This window comes from Paenimyroides ummariense (assembly GCF_900115115.1).
Classification (GTDB): Bacteria; Bacteroidota; Bacteroidia; order Flavobacteriales; family Flavobacteriaceae; genus Flavobacterium; species Flavobacterium ummariense.
In genome coordinates, this window is sequence record NZ_FOVI01000012.1 from 1 (window position 1) to 19,808 (window position 19,808).

Annotated in this window: 21 protein-coding genes; 15 read left to right on the forward strand and 6 right to left on the reverse strand. The window is 33.7% G+C overall.

The window, feature by feature from the left end:
• Window positions 1-158: 158 nt before the first annotated feature.
• On the reverse strand, window positions 159-1,475 hold the full coding sequence (gene ahcY, locus BM253_RS09825) for an adenosylhomocysteinase (protein ID WP_091523414.1): 1,317 nt from the start codon (window positions 1,473-1,475) through the stop codon (window positions 159-161).
• A gap of 88 nt (window positions 1,476-1,563) precedes the next feature.
• On the opposite strand from ahcY, the gene BM253_RS09830 reads away from it, so the two are divergent.
• From BM253_RS09830 to BM253_RS09845, 4 genes are all read left to right on the forward strand, one after another.
• Window positions 1,564-2,199, forward strand: coding sequence for a 4'-phosphopantetheinyl transferase family protein (locus tag BM253_RS09830; RefSeq protein WP_091523123.1), 636 nt, complete (start codon window positions 1,564-1,566; stop codon window positions 2,197-2,199).
• A 135-nt stretch (window positions 2,200-2,334) separates the two neighbouring features.
• Entirely contained in the window at window positions 2,335-2,733 is a 399-nt protein-coding gene (gene arfB / locus BM253_RS09835) for an alternative ribosome rescue aminoacyl-tRNA hydrolase ArfB (protein ID WP_091523127.1), read from the forward strand.
• Window positions 2,734-2,746: 13 nt separating this feature from the next.
• The gene (locus BM253_RS09840) at window positions 2,747-3,268 is read left to right on the forward strand and encodes a hypothetical protein (protein ID WP_091523130.1); all 522 of its coding nucleotides are present in this window, start codon (window positions 2,747-2,749) and stop codon (window positions 3,266-3,268) included.
• Between the two features lie 49 nt (window positions 3,269-3,317).
• Window positions 3,318-3,506 carry a hypothetical protein gene (locus BM253_RS09845; RefSeq protein WP_091523133.1) on the forward strand — a complete coding sequence of 63 codons (189 nt, stop codon included), beginning with the start codon at window positions 3,318-3,320 and terminating at the stop codon, window positions 3,504-3,506.
• A 40-nt stretch (window positions 3,507-3,546) separates the two neighbouring features.
• Here the strand turns inward: BM253_RS09845 and BM253_RS09850 are convergent, their stop codons facing one another.
• Window positions 3,547-6,789: a choice-of-anchor Q domain-containing protein gene (locus BM253_RS09850; RefSeq protein ID WP_091523137.1), complete on the reverse strand. Its 3,243-nt coding sequence runs from the start codon at window positions 6,787-6,789 to the stop codon at window positions 3,547-3,549.
• A gap of 288 nt (window positions 6,790-7,077) precedes the next feature.
• On the opposite strand from BM253_RS09850, the gene BM253_RS09855 reads away from it, so the two are divergent.
• The 3 genes from BM253_RS09855 to BM253_RS09865 all read left to right on the forward strand — a co-directional run bounded on the left by BM253_RS09855 (window position 7,078) and on the right by BM253_RS09865 (window position 9,851).
• A complete protein-coding gene (locus BM253_RS09855; RefSeq protein WP_091523139.1) occupies window positions 7,078-9,258 on the forward strand; it encodes a TonB-dependent receptor in 2,181 nt (726 codons plus the stop codon).
• Window positions 9,259-9,387: 129 nt separating this feature from the next.
• Entirely contained in the window at window positions 9,388-9,579 is a 192-nt protein-coding gene (locus BM253_RS09860) for a hypothetical protein (protein WP_091523142.1), read from the forward strand.
• Window positions 9,558-9,851, forward strand: a complete 294-nt coding sequence (locus BM253_RS09865) for a type II toxin-antitoxin system RelE/ParE family toxin (protein WP_091523146.1) — start codon at window positions 9,558-9,560, stop codon at window positions 9,849-9,851. Before BM253_RS09860 ends, BM253_RS09865 begins: the two co-directional genes overlap by 22 nt.
• 38 nt (window positions 9,852-9,889) lie before the next feature.
• Here the strand turns inward: BM253_RS09865 and BM253_RS09870 are convergent, their stop codons facing one another.
• Window positions 9,890-10,315 (reverse strand): Rieske (2Fe-2S) protein, encoded by a 426-nt coding sequence (locus BM253_RS09870; protein WP_091523149.1) that lies wholly within the window; start codon window positions 10,313-10,315, stop codon window positions 9,890-9,892.
• Between the two features lie 135 nt (window positions 10,316-10,450).
• On the opposite strand from BM253_RS09870, the gene greA reads away from it, so the two are divergent.
• The 3 genes from greA (at window position 10,451) to BM253_RS09885 (ending at window position 11,936) form a co-directional block, all read left to right on the forward strand.
• A complete protein-coding gene (gene greA, locus BM253_RS09875; protein ID WP_091523153.1) occupies window positions 10,451-10,927 on the forward strand; it encodes a transcription elongation factor GreA in 477 nt (158 codons plus the stop codon).
• A gap of 11 nt (window positions 10,928-10,938) precedes the next feature.
• Entirely contained in the window at window positions 10,939-11,325 is a 387-nt protein-coding gene (locus tag BM253_RS09880) for an HIT family protein (protein WP_091523156.1), read from the forward strand.
• A gap of 65 nt (window positions 11,326-11,390) precedes the next feature.
• Window positions 11,391-11,936 (forward strand): GNAT family N-acetyltransferase, encoded by a 546-nt coding sequence (locus BM253_RS09885; protein ID WP_091523159.1) that lies wholly within the window; start codon window positions 11,391-11,393, stop codon window positions 11,934-11,936.
• Between the two features lie 178 nt (window positions 11,937-12,114).
• Here the strand turns inward: BM253_RS09885 and BM253_RS09890 are convergent, their stop codons facing one another.
• The gene (locus BM253_RS09890) at window positions 12,115-13,260 is read right to left on the reverse strand and encodes a sensor histidine kinase (RefSeq protein ID WP_091523163.1); all 1,146 of its coding nucleotides are present in this window, start codon (window positions 13,258-13,260) and stop codon (window positions 12,115-12,117) included.
• Window positions 13,261-13,384: 124 nt separating this feature from the next.
• Between BM253_RS09890 and BM253_RS09895 the strand changes: the two genes are divergently transcribed.
• From BM253_RS09895 to BM253_RS09910, 4 genes are all read left to right on the forward strand, one after another.
• The gene (locus BM253_RS09895; RefSeq protein ID WP_091523165.1) at window positions 13,385-14,263 is read left to right on the forward strand and encodes a flavin reductase family protein; all 879 of its coding nucleotides are present in this window, start codon (window positions 13,385-13,387) and stop codon (window positions 14,261-14,263) included.
• Window positions 14,264-14,266: 3 nt separating this feature from the next.
• Entirely contained in the window at window positions 14,267-14,767 is a 501-nt protein-coding gene (locus BM253_RS09900; RefSeq protein ID WP_091523168.1) for a DUF3127 domain-containing protein, read from the forward strand.
• A 392-nt stretch (window positions 14,768-15,159) separates the two neighbouring features.
• Window positions 15,160-15,819, forward strand: a complete 660-nt coding sequence (aat, locus tag BM253_RS09905; protein ID WP_091523171.1) for a leucyl/phenylalanyl-tRNA--protein transferase — start codon at window positions 15,160-15,162, stop codon at window positions 15,817-15,819.
• A gap of 32 nt (window positions 15,820-15,851) precedes the next feature.
• Window positions 15,852-16,256 carry a putative signal transducing protein gene (locus BM253_RS09910; RefSeq protein WP_091523175.1) on the forward strand — a complete coding sequence of 135 codons (405 nt, stop codon included), beginning with the start codon at window positions 15,852-15,854 and terminating at the stop codon, window positions 16,254-16,256.
• A gap of 5 nt (window positions 16,257-16,261) precedes the next feature.
• Here BM253_RS09910 and BM253_RS09915 read toward each other — a convergent pair whose 3' ends face one another.
• Window positions 16,262-16,825, reverse strand: coding sequence for a DNA-3-methyladenine glycosylase I (locus BM253_RS09915; RefSeq protein ID WP_091523178.1), 564 nt, complete (start codon window positions 16,823-16,825; stop codon window positions 16,262-16,264).
• A gap of 44 nt (window positions 16,826-16,869) precedes the next feature.
• On the opposite strand from BM253_RS09915, the gene BM253_RS09920 reads away from it, so the two are divergent.
• Window positions 16,870-17,334 (forward strand): hypothetical protein, encoded by a 465-nt coding sequence (locus BM253_RS09920; RefSeq protein WP_091523181.1) that lies wholly within the window; start codon window positions 16,870-16,872, stop codon window positions 17,332-17,334.
• 46 nt (window positions 17,335-17,380) lie between these two features.
• Here BM253_RS09920 and BM253_RS09925 read toward each other — a convergent pair whose 3' ends face one another.
• Window positions 17,381-19,762, reverse strand: coding sequence for a TonB-dependent receptor domain-containing protein (locus BM253_RS09925; RefSeq protein ID WP_091523184.1), 2,382 nt, complete (start codon window positions 19,760-19,762; stop codon window positions 17,381-17,383).
• Window positions 19,763-19,808: the final 46 nt, after the last annotated feature.

The following is a 19,808-nucleotide window of genomic DNA, read 5'->3' on the forward strand; positions in this document are numbered from 1 at the left end:
AAAAATTAGTTGCAAATCTGGTGTGGAAACTAAAATCAAACAAATGAGAAGTCTTGAACTTCTCGCTGCTTAATAAAAATAGATATTATAAAAAAATCGTTATAAACAAAAGAAGGTGACCTTTTTAGACACCTTCTTTAATTTTATTAAATATCAGATTAGTATCTATAATACTCCGGTTTAAATGGTCCTTGAACCTCAACACCAATATAATTTGCTTGTTCTGTTGATAACGTTTCTAACTCAACACCTAATTTAGCCAAGTGTAACGCAGCAACTTTTTCATCTAAATGTTTTGGTAACATATATACATCGTTCTCGTATTTATCAGCATTGTTCCATAATTCTATCTGAGCCAATGTTTGGTTTGTAAACGAGTTAGACATTACAAACGATGGGTGACCTGTTGCGCAACCTAAGTTTACCAAACGACCTTCAGCCAAAATAATGATATCGTTTCCGTTTACATTGTATTTATCAACCTGCGGTTTGATTTCAATTTTTGAAGCACCATGGTTTTTGTTTAACCAAGCCATATCAATTTCGTTATCGAAATGACCAATGTTACAAACAACGGTTTTATCTTTCATTTTTTCGAAATGACGACCAACAACAATGTCTTTGTTTCCAGTAGTTGTAATAATGATATCTGCATTACCAACCACAGTATCTAACTTCTTCACTTCGTAACCGTCCATAGCCGCTTGTAACGCACAAATTGGATCAATTTCGGTAACTGTAACTATAGATCCAGCTCCGCGGAAAGATGCTGCCGTTCCTTTACCAACATCGCCGTAACCACAAACAACCACGCGCTTACCAGCCAACATTAAATCGGTAGCACGACGAATAGCATCAACAGCCGATTCTTTACATCCGTATTTATTATCGAATTTAGATTTAGTAACCGAATCGTTTACGTTAATCGCCGGCATTGGCAAAGTTCCTGCCTTAACACGCTCGTACAAACGGTGAACACCTGTAGTAGTTTCTTCAGATAAACCTTTGATCCCTGGAACTAATTCCGGGTAACGATCAAAAACCATGTTTGTTAAATCACCACCATCATCTAAAATCATATTTAACGGTTGGCGATCTTCACCAAAAAACAACGTTTGCTCAATACACCAGTCAAACTCTTCTTCGTTCAAACCTTTCCAAGCATAAACTTGAATTCCTGCTTCGGCAATTGCAGCTGCAGCCTGATCTTGTGTAGAAAAAATGTTACAAGAACTCCAAGTAACTTCAGCACCCAAAGCTTTCAACGTTTCAATTAACACCGCCGTTTGTATGGTCATGTGCAAACATCCTGCAATACGCGCACCTTTTAAAGGTTGTTCGCTTTTATATTCTTCGCGAAGCGCCATTAATCCTGGCATTTCAGCTTCTGCTAACTCAATTTCTTTTCTTCCCCAAGCCGCTAATGAAATATCTTTCACTTTATAAGGCACGTAAGCTATCGTTTTTGTACTCATGTATTCTGTATATTTGTATATCAAATTGTTTGCAAATTTACGCATTTCATTTTAAAACATTGCAAACGAAATCATAAACCGTTACAATATGCCCTTATTTAAAACTATTTCGTACGATATTGATACGCAGCTATTTATTTGGAAGATTTTAGAAAGCGAAACCGAATTGAATGCTGCGGTTGAGTTACAAGACAAACATTTACACAGATTGAACGGAATGCTTTCTGAACAACACCGTAAGGGATTTTTAAGTGTTCGGAAATTATTGATGGAAGCCGGTTATACCGATTTTGATTTGAATTACGATACCAACGGAAAGCCGAGTTTGGCAGATGGAAAGCAAATTTCTATTACCCATTCGTATGATTTTTCTGCGATTATTGTCAGTTCTCAAAATGTTGGGATCGATCTGGAAAAACAGCGCGAAAAGATCATTAAAATTGCCGATAAGTTTGTTGGATCTGAAGCCGTTTTTTTAAACACTGAAAGAAATTACAAGGAAGATTTAAGTGTGATCTGGGGTGCGAAAGAAGCGTTGTATAAAATGTGCAATTCGCGCAGTTTGAGTTTTAAACAAGATATGCATATTCACGATTTTTCCAAAAACACCAACCAAGGTACAGCGACAGTCAGTTGTAAAGAATTAGATTTCGATTGTCAATTTACGTTTCATTTTGAAACATTTGAAAATTACACCTTGGTTTACGCATTAGAGAATGAATGATTTTTTGTTTTTCACCATATAGATACATAGAATTCAATTATTTTGAACTCGTTGAAACTATGTAATCATTAATATTTTGTCAAGATAAAAAGAACTATGTGGTAAAAAAAAATCACTAAATGAAAACCAAAAACTATGAATAAAGAAATTATACAAACCGAAATACAATACAAAGCCGTACGCAGTTCGGGTGCCGGCGGACAAAATGTAAACAAAGTCGCAACAAAAGTGCAAATTCAGTTTTTTGTGGAGCAAAGCAACGGTTTAACTGCCGATGAAAAATCAACACTATCCGAAAAATTAGCCAACCGCATTACCAAAGAAGGTTTTATTATGGTGGAATGTGGTGAAACCCGCAGTCAACTTAAAAACAAAGAACTATGTACCCAGCGTTTGTTTCTATTGTTAGAAAATGCTTTAAAGAAAGATAAAAAACGTATTGCCACTAAAATTCCAAAAGCAGTTATTAAAAAACGCTTGGAAGACAAACAGCGCAACGCAGATAAAAAAGAGAATAGAAATTTTAGGTTTTAAATTATAGTAAAAAATGAGACAATTATATTTATTTGCCATATTCTATTTGTTTATAAATAATATCCAAGCACAAGAATTAAAGGCTACTATGATTTCACAGAACGAAGTAGAATTAGAAATTAGTAATCCTGAACAATTATTATTCTTTATTCCTTACACAGAAAAAATTTATTATTCGCTAGGAAATTATGGGTTAATGTTTAGTATATATGAAGGGGACAAAATATTAGAATGCGATATTATTATAGAACACATTTATTACGGTCCCTTTTGGATTAGAGAAAAAATTGAAAGATTTGGAAGCGGTTACTTTTCGCGAGAAAAAATCATAAAACGGAAATATAAGTTGGATTTTAATTCATGTGAACGTGAAGTTTTAAAGAAGAAAAATATTTCTATTGAATTCACTTTAGGTCAATATGATCTACATAAAATACGCTTATTTAAAAAGGAACTTAAATCATATTATAAACAAGGTGTAATATTTGACGGAGAGTTAACCAGTAATAAAATTCCGATAGGTACATCTAATTAACTCATTAATTTTGTATTTTTACTTTAATAAAATAATAAAAGATTAGGTTATGCAATTCCATTCAAAAGCTCAAGAGCAAGCGTTAATGCGTTTACAGGTACAGCACGAAATTGCTGTTGCTGGTATTAAAAATAACAACCAATTAACCGATGAAGAAAAACAAATAGCTTTAAAAGAAGAAAAAGATCAATTCAATCAAAAGAAAAAAGGATTACAAGGTTCTTTATTTATAGGATAATGCATATAAAAGATCAGTAATTTCTTACCGATCTTTTATTTTACTTCTTAATCAATTTTACACTTGCTTCAAACTGATCTCCAAGCCATTTCACAATATATGTTGCTGATTGCAAATTTTCTACATTAATTTTTATAGGCTTACCTGTATTAACCTCTGTTCGGTTTATTTCTAAAACTTTTTTTCCTTGTAAATTATAAATTACAACATTTCCTTTTTGATATTCATCAAATTGTAAAAACACTTCTCTTTCTGCTGGATTAGGATACAATACAAACTGTTTATTCTTAGTTTGCTCGGTTATTGAAACAGTTCCTTGATATTCCAAAGCCCCCAAATCAACAATGCTATTGTAAATTCTGTTGTTTGAAACAGCATCTAAATTTGGACTTAATGTTAAAAAGCTATTATTTCCAGCATCAATCGCAGGACTATTTGGCTGTAAATTATAATTACCATTTGTTTTATTTACAAACAAAGGATTTGTATTTGACAAATTGTTACCAAGATTTACCATTTGAGTAGGAATAGATTTAGTAAACAAGCTGTTTTCGACAGAAACAGAATAATTAGTAGCCCAAGAACCCGCAAAAACATCTGGTAAGCTGTTGTTAGAATAATCAATAATAGAATTTTTTATTGTTACAACACCATTTTTATCTAGCGTTAAGAAATTCCCATCTTTAAAATTCACGTCCTGATTTTGTCCACCTATATTATTTACAAATGTACAATTTGTAATGTTTAAGTTTCCTTCCCAAATAGCCATTGTTGTTCTTGATGTGGTGTTGTTGCTAAAAACTACACTCTCAAAATTTACAATATTAGGTATAGAATTTGGGTTAGAATAACTCTGTACAGCGTAATTATTCCAGCCTTGCTTAACAACTTCCTTATTACCATCTATCTTTCCTCTTTTAAAATTAATAGTTGAACCTCCATTATTACTTATTTCAATTGCTGATCTACCTGCTGCTTCATTGTTTGAAATAGTAAAATCTTCAAAATCAATATTAAATCTCCCATCAACAAAAACACCTCCAGCCGTAGCCGCATGACCATCGGTACGTATAGATTTATTTCCTGAGATTTCAACATTTTTAAATTTAGACACTAAGTTATTTACTGGGTTACTACCAACCGAATTTTGCCAAAATGCAAGACCAGCACCTTTACCACCAGATGTATTATTAGCTATTTTGGTATTTTCAACATGAACCCCCGCTTCTACAATTGGAAATGTATAACTCCCATGACCATCGGCTCTATAAACAAATATCCCACCACCCCAATAAGTAATTGGAGAGAACCCTGAGGGATCATGATGACCATCTGCCTTATTATTTCTTATCAATAAATTTTTAAGTGTAGCCTGTCCACGAACATAAATACCCGCACCTGCATTATTTTCATGCCCTCCATTATTAGCATTTGATAAAGATTGTCCGTCTTGTACTATAAATGAGTTTAATTCAGTATCAATATAAGTAAATAAAGAGGACACGACATGCATAGCATGCTTACCTGTTTCATATTTACCACTTAAAATAGTTTGCTGTGTTAAAAGAGTCGAATCTCTTTGAATTAATTGTGTATCTCCACTTTTAAAGCCTCCGTAAACTTTTTGTCCATTATTTAAAAAAAACGAATCTTCAGCTTTTTTTCCTGTTCTATAAGTTCCTTCTGCAACCCATATTTCTGCGGGCATTGTAACATTGTTTAAACTATCTGTGCATTTACAATTTAAAGCTTCTTGAAGTGTACTAAATGCAGTATTCCAACTTGTACCTTCTTTTACAGCATTTGTATTTGCTTGATTCACATAAACTCTGTTGTAAGTTCCCAAATTTTGAAGTTCAACCGCACCTGGATCAGAACTAGATCCGACAACACGGGGCTGACCATTAATATCAACTGTGGACGAAACATGAGTACTATCTCCGAAGTTTAAATGTTCTGAACAATAAAGTGGTGTATAGTTTCCTTCTATGGCATTTACAAATTCCATTTCAATAATACGAACATTAGGGTCGTTAGCATACCCAATTCCGTATTTTGAAACGCAGCGATTGTAATTGTAAATAGAAGTTCCTACGCTAGCGCCAGTAACTCCTTCTAAAAACACACAATTATTATACGAAAGGTTACCAATTCCTGAACTATAAATTCCACTTGCAGCATTCCCCGAATTGTGCATATGCTCTGGCAGTGAATTTCTTCCAAAAGTAATATTGTTAAAAGTACCGGAAGAACTGCTAAAATACACAGCACTTGCAATACCATAAGAATTTATTGGTGTACTGCTATTTTGGGGCATTGTTAAATAAGAGGCATAATTTCCGTGAAAAATATTGGTATCCATTAAGATATTACTACAAGAAGAAAAGTAAAACGCACCACCTTCTGGATTAGATGCAGACAAAGTAGATATATTTTTCATTGATACCTTATTGTGGTAAACAAATAAATTTTTTAAGGAAATAGAGTTCACACTTTTAAAGTAAGCGGCACCACCATAACCTTTAATACCTTCGTATGTATATTCATTATTTTCTATCCTACCTTTATGATACTCGAAACTTCCTCCACTTGCATATACAGCTCCACCCTCTACAATTCCGATTCCTCCATTATTAATCGTTTTTATATTATCTAAACTGTTATTGATAATATTTACGTTTTCTAAAATTAAATTACTTGAGGAACTGTGAATTGCAGCTCCTCCAGCTTTACTACTTAAAGCAGGTGTATAATTAACTAACTCTGTTCGGTTTTCTTTAATGATACAGTTTTTTAATTTTATGGTTGAGTTTAAAATTTGTAATCCTGCTCCTCCTATACCTCCGTTGCTCATTATTCGCTTAGCACCACTAATCGTAAAACCGTCAATTAAATTATTAATATTAGAAGCGTTATTAATTTTAAACAATGTTGCTGTTTGAACAGAACTAGACAAAATTCCACTCAATATAGTAGTAGTTCCGGAAGTATCCGCTCTGGAAGTCAAAAAGGTTTCATTTCCTAAGAAACCTCCATATAATTTCACACCATCTTTAAAATTGAATGACTCTGTAGCGTTTAGTGTAGATGAAGGAAAATAAGTTCCTTGTGCAACCCAAATTTCATCACCAGAAATTGCATTTTGCAAAGCTAAGTTTAAAGATCCGTAAGCCTGTTGCCAAGAAGTTCCGTTACCAGCACTACCATTTTTAACATAAATAATAGCTGCATTAGTATTAAAACCACATATAATTAAAATAATCAAAAGTAATCGTTGTATCATAATTTTGCTTTTTAGTTAATTTTCATAAAAATAATTAAAATTTTAACCAAATAAAAATTTTTCAAATTATATCACAATATTATTCAATAACTTATGTAAATTTGCCCCGTCTCAAAGGGGTGCCGTACGGCTGAGATCATACCCGTTGAACCTGGGCAGGTAATGCTGCCAAGGGAAATGAATAGTTCACTTATAGAGTGCACGCTTAAGTTGCTGTTCGTAACGAAAACATTTTTATTAATCTAAACAAAATAAATGCCCCTTTTATTTGTAAAATTATTTTTACGAATGAAAACTCATTTTTTGTTTGCAGGTTTTTGTCTTTCGGCAATTTCCATGCAGGCACAAACGCAAACCGAAACTAAAAAAGACACTATTTCAGCAGAAACTTTAGATGAAGTTTTAGTACAAGCCGTTCGCGCAACCAACAAAACGCCTATCGCTTTTAGCAATTTAAGCAAAGAAGAACTGGCAAAACGCAATCTGGGTCAGGATATTCCTGTTTTAATGAATTTTATGCCGTCTGTTGTTACAACTACCGATGCCGGTAACGGTGTGGGGTACACCGGAATTCGCGTACGTGGTAGCGATGGTACTCGAATTAATGTTACCATTAACGGTATTCCGTATAACGATGCCGAATCGCACGGAAGTTTTTGGGTAAACATGCCCGATTTTGTTTCAAGTGTGGAAAATCTGCAATTACAACGCGGTGTGGGTACATCGACCAACGGATCGGGTGCTTTTGGAGCGAGTTTAAACTTATTAACCGACAAATTTTCGTACGATGCCAATGGAGAAATCGCAAATTCTATCGGAAGTTTCAATACAAGAAAACATACGGCAAAATTCAGTACCGGATTGGTTAACAATACCTTTGAATTAACTGGTAGATTATCAAATCTGTATTCAGACGGATATATCGACCGTGCGTCATCTAAACTAAACTCGTACTTTTTACAAGGAACTTTCGTTAACGAAGGAACTTTATTGAAAGCTTTGGTTTTTGGTGGAAACGAAAAAACGTATCAAGCTTGGAATGGTATCGAAGATAAAGAAGTATTGAAAAACAACCGAACGTTTAATCCATCCGGAGCATATATCGATGATAACGGCGTACAGCGATTCTACGATAACGAAACCGATAATTACAAACAAGACCACTATCAGTTGCATTGGAACGAAAAATGGAACAGCAATTGGAATTCTAACGTAGCCGTTCACTACACCAAAGGTTTTGGCTATTTTGAAAATTATAAAACAAATCAAAAATTATTAGCTGATTACGGTATTACACCTGTAGAAGTGAATGGTGAAACCCAAGAAAGATCTGATTTAATCCGCAGAAAATATTTAGATAACGAATTCTACGGCGTTACTTTTTCTACCCAATACACCAACGATAATTTAGAAGTACTTTTTGGTGGAGCTGCCAATAAATACACGGGCGATCATTATGGCGAAGTTTTGTGGGTGCGTTCACAGCCTCAAAATCAATTTAAGCAAAATTTCTATTTCGATAATTCTACCAAAACCGATGTCAACGGATTTTTAAAGGCAACCTATACTTTTAACGACCAATGGATTTTATTTGGAGATGTGCAGCTTAGAAATGTATCGTACAAAGCCAACGCTATTGAAACAGGTTTGGTGAACGAAAAATTCAATTTTGTAAATCCAAAAGCAGGATTAACCTATAAAATAAACGATTTTAATCATGCTTATTTTTCGTACGCTCGTGCCCAGAGAGAACCTAATCGTACCGATTTTGAAGGTGAACGTCCGAAAGCAGAGAAGTTGAACGATTTTGAATTAGGTTACAGATATGCTTCAGAAAAATTATCGGTAAACGTAAACGGATATTATATGCAGTACAAAGATCAGCTGGTTTTAACGGGTGGATTAAACGATGTAGGTGCATCAAAACGTATTAATGTTGGTAACAGTTACCGTGCGGGTATAGAGATCGATGCATCGTATCAGCCAATAAAACAATTAATTATTGCCCCAACTATTACGTTAAGTTCCAATAAAATAAAAGAATTGACTGTTGATGTTGACGGTGCACCAAAAACGTTTAAAAACACAAACATTTCGTTTTCACCGGATATTGTAGCTGCAAATGCATTAACGTATATTCCTGCGAAAAATGTTCAAGTATCGTTATTAACAAAATTTGTGGGCGAACAATACATGGGAAATACCGATTCTGAAGCATCAAAATTAGATTCGTACCTAACAAACGATATTAATGTGGTTTACGAAATGCCCTTGAAGAAATGGTTTAAATCAATATCATTCAATTTGCTGGCGAATAATATTTTTAACGTAAAATATATTTCAAACGGATATTATTACACTTACAATGACGATTGGTCAAACCCGGGCAGTGTAAAAACTTTAGAAGGTACAGGATATTATCCGCAGGCACAATTCAACATTTTGGGTGGTGTAAGCTTAAAATTCTAACCTAATCAACCTTAATAATCAATAACCAAGGACGAGCATCTTTTACAGGTGCTCGTTTTAATTTCAACCCAATCTATAATCAAAACCTTACATTTTTTTTTGTAAATTAGCTTTACTAATTAATTTGTTATGATTTCTAAAAACGATTTACAAAGATATATAGACGATTTTCCTGAACAACTTTCTATAGACGAGCTTATTGATCGCTTGGTGTTTATTGATAAATTAGAAAATAGAATGAAAGAATCGGAAAACAATGAGGTTATGACTGATGAAGACGTTAAATTGGAAATGAAGAAATGGTTCGAATCAAATGGTTAATATCTGCCCAAATCGATCTACAAGAAATTCATGATTACATTTCATTAGATTCAAAAAGATATGCAAAATTACAAGTTGAAAGGATTTATCAAAAAATTCAGATTTTAAAATTTCAACCGTTAATTGGCAAACAAGTCAAAGAAATAAAAAATACAGCCATACGAGAACTTGCAGAGGGAAATTATAGAATTATTTATAAAATTGTTTCTTATGATTCTATTCATATCTTAATGATACACCATGGAGCAAGAGATTTATCAAAAAGAATATAAACCAAGAACGAGCGTCTTTTACAGGTGCTCGTTCGTTTTTAATTAAAAACCGTAATCATAGTTCCACTTTGCGAAACACGGTATTCTTTCAGCGGATATTGCGCTTCTGTTGTTGCCAAACCTAAATACAAATTATACACTAAGGCATCACTGCAACCACAAGTAGCTTCCACCCCATCTAAGCTTAATTTAGAGCAGTTACTTATTCCGTGATTGGCACAAGTGGCATCAAAAGCACGCACACCGGTACCTGTATTAATTACTAAAATCCCATTGATTCCGTAAGTTGGTATATACACGGCATTGCCCGGATACTGTAATTTATTGTAGGTTGGCAGCGAAGTATTTATAGGTGCATTCACAGCAATTTCAGGCAGATACGGGTTGCGGTTGTCCCAATCGTCTTTAGAACACGACAGTAAAAATAAAACCGAACATATTGTTAACACAAACAGCTTTTTCATTATAAAACATTTGGAAAACAAATTTAATTATTTAACTTTGACTAAATAATAATGTAACGAATATTAACAAAATAAACGCATAAGAACAAAATCCCGTTGTCTGGGATTTTTTCTGTTTTATAAATTGAATTGAAAATGAGTAACGTATCCTATTATACTGCCGAAGGTTTAAAGAAATTGAGAGATGAAATCGATCAGTTAAAAAGTGTGGAACGTCCAAAAGCATCACAGGCAATCGCAGATGCACGCGATAAAGGTGATTTATCTGAAAACGCAGAATACGATGCAGCCAAAGAAGCACAAGGCTTATTAGAATTAAGAATAGCTAAAATGGAAGAAATTTTAGCCAATGCCCGTTTAATTGATGAATCGCAATTAGACACTTCAAAAGTATTGGTGCTTTCTACCGTGCGTATTAAAAACCAAACCAACGGTATGGAAATTAAATACAAACTGGTTGCAGAAAGCGAAGCCGATTTAAAAGCAGGAAAAATTTCGGTAACATCGCCAATTGGTAAAGGTTTGTTAGGAAAATCGGTAGGAGAAATTGCTGAAATCAGCGTACCAAACGGAACATTAAAGTTCGAAGTTTTAGAAATAACAAGAGACTAAACTTTTAAGCCATGAGTATTTTCACTAAAATCATCAACGGAGAAATTCCATCGCACAAAGTAGCAGAAAACGATGAGTTTATTGCTTTTTTAGATATCAATCCAAACGCAAAAGGTCATACATTGTGCGTTCCAAAACAGGAAATCGACAAGATTTTTGATATGGAAAAAGGTTTGTACACCCGATTAATGGATTTTTCGTACGATGTAGCAAAAGCCATAGAAAAAACGATTCCTTGCAAGCGTGTAGGTGTTGCTGTTGTTGGGTTAGAAGTACCACATGTGCACGTACATTTAATTCCGCTACAAGATATGGACGATATGCGTTTCCAACGCAAAGCATCGTTAACACAACAAGAATTTGAAGAAACAGCCAAGCAAATTGCTGCGAATTTATAAAATGAATCCCTTTGAAATTTCAAAGGGATTTTTTGTATTTTAGATGTAATTAGATTTTTGAGATAATGAAATTCGAACCAAAACAAATCACGCTGAAAAATGCAAAAACAGTTTTTATACGACAGGCAAAAGTTTCTGATGCCGAAGATCTTTTAAATTGTGTAAAAATCTATATTCCTACCAGCAAGTATATTCCAAAACTGGAAAATGAAATTAAATTAACAGTTGATCAGGAAAAAGATTGGATCAACTCCTTCATAATTAACGACAATTCTTTGCTATTAGTTGCCGAATATGAAGGCAAAATTATAGGAAATATCGATTTAACCGGAAGTCGCAGAAAAATCATGGAACATACCGCTGTAATTGGTATGGGTATGCTGCAAGAATGGCAACACATTGGTTTGGGTACAGCTTTACTTTCAATGGTTATTGAATGGGCAAAGAGTAACCCAATTTTAGAACTGATCTGGTTGCAGGTTTATACCGAAAATGAATCCGGATTGAATTTATATCGAAAAATGGGATTTACAGAAAACGGAATTATTAAAAACTTCTTTAAACAAAACAACAGATATTTTCATATTCTTACAATGAGCTTAACAGTGTAAAACGTTTAAATTTCTTCAAAAATTTTCTGAAAAATTATACAGATAGAACTTATTAAGCTTCGTCAGTTCGAGCTTGTCGAGAACTTTCAAAACTTCTCGATACGCTGCACTTTGTTACGCTACGAAGTGACTATTTATTTAAATTTGCATAATAATTTTTAGTTCAGAATAAAGATAATTAAATCTTTTTATATTGAATAGAAAAAACAGTTCCCTTGCCAATTTCAGATTTTAAAACTCGGATTGATCCTTTATGGTATTTTTGAACAATACGCTGGGTAAGTGAAAGTCCTAATCCCCAACCACGTTTTTTAGTCGAAAAACCAGGCTCAAACACTTTTTTAAATTGATTTTTAGGAATTCCCTTACCAGTATCGCTTACTAAAATTTGTATGGTATTTTCGCTGTTTTTTATCTCTACTTCAATACTTCCTTTTCCTTTAATGGCATCAATGGCATTCTTTACAAGATTTTCAATAGTCCAACTGTGTAAGGTAGGATTCAACATTAAATTTACAATATCGGTATTGGTTTCAAACTTAAAATTAATCTGTTTAGAACTACGCGATTGTAAATAATCAAACGATTTTTTGGTTTCTTCCACAATATTCAGTAGTTCCAAATTAGGCTCAGATCCTATCTTAGAAAAACGGTCGGCAATAGTTTGCAATCGATCAACATCTTTCTGAATTTCGCCAATGATATTTTCATCCATATCATCCAACTTCATAATTTCGATCCAACCTAAAAGCGACGAAAGCGGTGTACCTATTTGATGTGCCGTTTCTTTTGCCATACCTGCCCACAACTTATTTTCAGACGACATTTTACTGGCACGAAAATAACTGTACACCAACAAACCAAACAACACCAAAATAGCAACCAACGCCAAAGGATAGTATTTTAACTTGTTTATAAGGGATGAATTTCCATAATAAACATATTGATTTCCACTTGGATGAATAATCTCAATAGGTACATTTTGAGATTTTAAATCTCTCAACAAGCTTTTTTGTAAAGCGATGTCATTTGTGGCTTCTTCAGGTAAATTTGAGAAGTTACTGATACTGTCAGTATCAAACGTTAATATAATAGGTATGGTTGTATTCTTGCTTAGTATGCTTAAAGGCAAAGAAATATCTGTATTTTTACCTGCATCATTTATACTTTTGTATGATTCCGCCCAAATCTCCATTTTCACACGTTCCTCATGCTTAAATGTCTGGAAAAGCAAATACGTATTCCAAAGAATTAAAATTAAAATTCCCAACGAAAAAATCAAGAAAAACCAACGGGTGTACAAACTTCTTTTAAGTATTGACATGCAGTAAAATTTGAAATGCGTTTAGCAAGATACTGCTTTATAACGTTATTTTGTTGATAATATTTTGAAAATTGAACCTTAAATTTTCAGTGCAATACTTATATTTGTTTAAACCAATTTATGTATGTTAAGCATTAATCCAACCGATTTAACTCCGGTTCAAGTTCAGGCATATTTGCAGGGAGCTGTGGGTCCGCGCCCAATTGCTTTTGCCAGTACGGTTGATGAAGAGGGAAATCCGAATTTATCGCCTTTTAGTTTTTTTAATTTGTTTAGTTCTAACCCGCCAATTCTGGTTTTTTCGCCGGCACGCAGAGTTCGCAACAACACCGTAAAACACACGCTGTTAAACTGCGAAGCTACTAAAGAAGTGGTTGTAAACATTGCAAATTACGATATGGTGCAGCAACTTTCGTTATCGTCTACAGAATATGGCGACGGGGTTGATGAATTTATAAAATCGGGCTTTACAAAACTACCTTCTGATGTGGTGAAACCATTCCGAGTTGCCGAAAGTCCGGTACAGTTAGAATGTAAAGTGAACGATATTATTGCTTTGGGCGATCAGGGTGGTGCCGGAAATATGATTATTTGCGAAGTAGTAAAAATTCATATTTCTGAAGATGTTTTAGATGGTAAAGGTGGTATCGATCAGCATAAAATTGATTTGATTGCTCGTATGGGCGGCAACTGGTACACACGCGCCACACCGGGAATGTTCGAGGTTGAAAAACCATTGACCACTTTAGGAATTGGCGTTGATGCGATACCCGAAAATGCAAAAAAAAGTGGTATATTTGCAGGGAACGATTTAGGTATTTTAGGCAATGTAGAAGTACTGCCAACTACCAATGACGTTGAAGCATTTTTAAATGAAAACCCTGAAATTACAGATTGGGTTAACAATAATAACAGCGAATTAATTTATAAAAAAGCTAAAGAATTTTTAAGTCTGAATGAAGTAACATTGGCTTGGAAAACAATTTTAGCAGCAAAAAAATAGCAAATGGAAGTTTTAGGAAGAATTAAAATGGTTGGTCCTGTACAAGATGTAAGCCCAACATTTAGAAAAAGAGAAGTGGTTGTAACAACCGAAGAGCAATATCCGCAACATATTTTAATTGAATTTACGCAAGATAAATGCGATTTATTAAACAGTTTTCAACCAGGCGAACAAGTTCGCGTAGGAATCAATTTACGCGGTAGAGAATGGGTTAATCCGCAAGGAGAAACACGTTATTTTAACTCGATCCAAGGTTGGAGAATCGATCGCCCACAAGCGCAACAAGGCTACAACCAACCACAACAAGGTTATGGCGCTCCACAAGGTGGTGGTTACGGTCAACCGCAACAAGGCTACAACCAACCACAACAAGGTCAAGGATACGGGCAACCAAATCCGTTTGAAAACCAAGGTGGCGGTTATGCAAACAACAACAATTCAGGCTTCCCTCCTGCTCCGAATTTTAATCAAAATCAAGAAGCAGAAGACGATTTGCCTTTTTAATATTGAAAGAAAAACGATAATTTTGAATCCTGATTACATTTGTAATCGGGATTTTTTAATTTATAACCACAAAGAAATTTAAGCATCGTAAAAACCACAGATTCACAGATTTTAATTTAAAAAATCTTACAAAGAATTCACCACATAGAAACATAGATTTTTCTTATGTTTTAAAAGATTATGACAGACGTTTTACTTTTCGCATAGCAAACTATATGAAAAATCATAAAATTTTCTATTCTATCTTTAACAATTAGTTATAATTCTATTCGCCTATGTTGTTAATTTTTATTTATTTTGAATTACATCCAACGGTTTAAGTTAATTATTAAATATACACCTGTGAATCTGTGGTAAAAGCTATGTGGCTATGTGGTTTCAAATATCATAAAATGTACAAACTTACCAAAGAACTCTATTTTCCTAATGTTGAAACAGCCCATTCGTCGGGCATTGTTGCTTTTGGTGGTGATTTATCAACCGAACGATTAATTTTAGCTTACAAAAGCGGAATTTTCCCTTGGTTTGAAGATGGTGAGGAAATTACCTGGTTTGCTCCCGAAGAACGCATGGTTTTGTTTTTAAATCAGTTGAAGATATCAAAATCTACTCGAAATATCATCAATAGAAATATCTTTAAAGTAACATTCAATACTGCTTTTAAAAAGGTTATTACAAATTGCCAGCAAGTAAAACGCAACGGACAATTAGGAACTTGGATCACCGATGAAATGCTGGAAGCCTATGCCAAATTACACGAATTAGGTTACGCAAAATCGGTTGAGGTTTGGCAGGATAATGAATTGGTTGGCGGTTTGTACGGTATTGATTTAGGACATATTTTTTGTGGCGAAAGTATGTTTTCTATAGTATCAAACGCTTCTAAAATTGCATTTATACATTTAACCAATAAATTAAAAGCAGATAATTATCAACTAATTGATTGCCAAGTTTATAACGATTATTTAGCACAATTAGGTTGCGAAGAAATTCCGCGTGATTTGTTTATGCAGATTTTGAATAAGGAACTTCTTGTAACTTATAATGAGTAATTTTTGTATTTTTATTTCTAATTCAGAAAAGAATGGAATTGATAACATTAAAAACTTTTGACAATTATATTGAAGCTCACCTTTTAAAAACAAAATTAGAAAGTGAATCTATATATTGCTTTTTACAAGATGAAAGTGTTGTAGCAACCAATCCCCTTTATTCTTTTGCTGTTGGTGGAATTAAATTAAAAGTTAAAAAAGAAGATTTTGATACCGCTTTAAAAATAATCCAAGAAGAAAACATTTATTTAGAGCAAAATCAATCCAATATCACTTGCGAGAATTGCGGCAGTAATACTTTTTATAACAATTATAAATCTGTCAAAAATATAAAAGGATTTTTTGCAATGATTATTTCGTTTATGTTTCAAACCTATCCCATATACTATAAAAATGTTCGAAAATGTAAAGCATGTGGCTTTGAAAAAGAAACATAAATTAATCACACCTTTTTATAACAAAAACACGAAGTAATATGATCGTTTACCATACCAATCGCCTGCATAAAAGCATAAACGGTAGTTGATCCCATAAATTTAAAACCGCGTTTTTTTAGATCTTTTGCCAAAGCATCGGATATTTCTGTTTTGGCAACAACATCTTTAATACTTTTTAGTTTATTGTCAATCTGTTTTCCGTTAACGTATTTCCATAAATAATCAGAGAAGGAACCAAATTCTTTTTGAATTTCCTGAAAAACTCGTGCATTGTTTATGGTAGCTTCAATTTTACCGCGATGACGAATAATACCTTCGTTTTGCAACAATTCTTCAATTTTAGCATCATCATATTTCGCAATTTTTTTATCGTTGAAATTATCAAATGCTTTGCGGAAATTCTCGCGCTTTTTTAAAATCGTAATCCAGCTTAAACCCGCCTGAAAAGATTCCAACACTAAAAATTCAAACAAAACTTTATCATCATAAACGGGTTTTCCCCATTCTTCGTCGTGATATTTTATATACAGTTCATCGTTTGATACCCAATTGCAACGTGTTTTTTCCATAGTTTTTTTTACTAAATTTATCTTTTACAAATATAAATCATTTTATGAGGGTAATAATAACCTTTTTTCTTTGCACTATTTTATTTTCATGCAATGGAGGATATGGAATTGATAATAAAATTCAAACTGAAAATGTACAATATTCAAAAGAAGATGTATTAGGAAAATGGAAACTTGATAAATTTTCTTATAAATATTTATTATTGGAAGAAGGTTTAACTGATAGTATTTACATCATTTTTAATAAGGATGGTTCTTTCCAATCAAATAAATCTATTGATTTATTTAATCCTTCAGCTTTATCAAATAATGATGATAAGATTCAAAAAGGGAATTGGAAAATTAATATGTTAGAAAACAAATCAGAACTTATTTTAACATATGAAAAACAAGTCGCTCTTTCTGGCTTAAATGTCTTTAAGAAAGGTACTGAATATCAAATATGGTATTTTTTGGGTGATCCAGACGCAGGAGAGCGTTTAAGATTTCTGAAAGAGAGCGAAAAGTAAATCAAAACCCCAAATTCTAACAAATTTGGGGTTGTTTTTTATAATTCTAATTCGTTTTAAAAGGTGGTGTTCCTTGCGGAAACATTTGTTGGTTTTGATCTTTAAACGACCCAAAGTTAAAGGTTAATCCTACTTTAAACATACGGCGTTCGTTTAAGGTTTCGGTGCGCATTTGCAAACCATTTCCAAAAACATTTACATCAAAACCATCGGTATTCAATACATTATCAACACCCACATTTACATTCAGCTTATTATCCCAAAACTTTTTATTAAAGGTAATACTTAAATTTTGTGCCGGTTTGTTTAGTTCGTACAAATTCATCACTCCTTTAAACATGTTGTAATACGTAACAAAAATGCGCGAATTGTTTCCTAAATAAAACTGCGAATAGGTAAAAATGTAAAACGCTCCTTTTTGAAATCGATTCGGAATCACATCATCATACCTTGTTTTAAAATATCCAGCATTTAAATACGTAAACGACAATTCATCAATATTCAATCCGTTTCTATCGTTAATCATGTTTTTAATTCCTTTGGTAAACATGGCGTAAGGAATCGGCACACCCATATTGAAACTTTGCGAAATTCCGTTTTCGATATTATGCGATTTAGATTCCAACGTACCATTTGGCGTAATTTCGTAAAAAACCACATTTTGATTGGGCATTTTAGATAGATTGTAACTGAAATAAATATAATCGAACACCGTTAACGTAGCATTCATATTATGACTAATTTCTGGTTTTAGGTTGGGATTTCCTGCGTTTGAAACCAACAAACTGTTTTGCGAAGTTACGTTTGGATTGAACGATTGCGCTCCCGGTAAATTCATACGTTTGCTGTACCCCGCGCTTAAATAAACGCCCGACATTACAGGATATTTCAAGGTAACCGTAGGAAAAAGATTAGTGTAATCTTGCTTTAAATTTAAAGAATCGACAGCAGTTTCGGACTGATACGTTAGATTTTCTAATCGCAAACCTGCCGAAATCATTAACGAACTAATATTGCTTGATACACTTGCATAAGCGGCTTTGTTGGTGTATTTAAAATCGTACGGAATGTAGTTTCGCGCCTGATCCCAAATGTACGATCCGTTATTGGTTGAAACCGAATGTGTGTAATGCGCACCCAGCGATAAATTGCCGTTAATAGTTTTAAAAGGTGTTTCAAAATCTGCTTTGGTTTGGCTGTACACAAAATTGTTATCAGCCAAAATAGTCGATGCCATTTGATCTTCCACAAACAACTGATTGCTATTGGTATTATTCTGGAATTCGGTGTTCGATGTCAGCGTAAAATTGGTTCCAACGGTATCTAACTTTTGCGAATAAACAAACTGCAATTCGTGCATATTATTATTGCTTTTTCCCAAAGTTCGCTGTTTGTAAGCCGTTTCGGTATCGCCAAAGGCGTTAAACATATTGCCGAGCGTTTGTGGTTTGCTGTACGTGTGGTTAAAGTTGTATTTAAGCGTTAAATTGGCTAAATCGCTCACTTTATACTGCCAATTATTTCGTAAATAATAATTTTGATACCATTGATTGTTCCAGTAATTTTCGCGTGCTTTAATCTGCGTGCCGTTGCTCATATAACTAAATTCGTTTAACGAATTGGTATTGCCCTCGTGATGCGTGTAACCGGTATTCATGTTCCAGCTGAATTTGTTCTTTTTGAACATAATTTGTGCCGATGTAGTATTTTTAATACGACTATTTATTGTGTTTTGTTGCATGAAACTCCCGCTGACACCTTCGATTTTAGCCGATTTGGTAATGACATTTATAATAGTTCCGTTGAAAGTCGCACTATATTTTGCTCCCGGTCGATCAATGATTTCGATACTTTTAACCGTATTTGCCGGAAGGTTTTTAAGAAAGTTTGTCAGTTGATCGCCATTCATTCCCGTTGGCTCGCCATCTAAAAAGATAGTTGCCAATTTTCCGTTATGCGCAATTTGCCCATTAGCCGTAACCAAAACTCCGGGTAATTTATTAACCGCATCAAACACACTTCCCGAATTTAAAACGGTCAAATTCTCTACATCAACCACCGTTTTATCTGCAAATCTGCGAATATTTTTATTGGTTTGATCTATCACGATTGCGTCTAAAACTTCATCTTGCTGTTCGGTAAACTGCAAATCTAACTTTTGATCTGCGATGTATTTTAATGATTTTGTTTGAGCCTTAAATTGTGAATGCTCCCAAGTAATGGTGTAGTGCGTTACATTTTCAGGAATTTCGACAGAGAAATATCCTTCCTCGTTTGTAGTAGCATTATAAACCTGACTGGTTTTAATGGTAATAAAGGTTTCGGGGATTGGTTCACCTTCAAATGTTACAACTCCTTCAATTTTTATGTTTTGTGCGTTTATCAACCCTGTAAAGAACAAGGACAATAGAAGTATTATGTTTTTCATTAATATTTTTTTATATTAGTATCATAGGACAACATTTTGTTACATT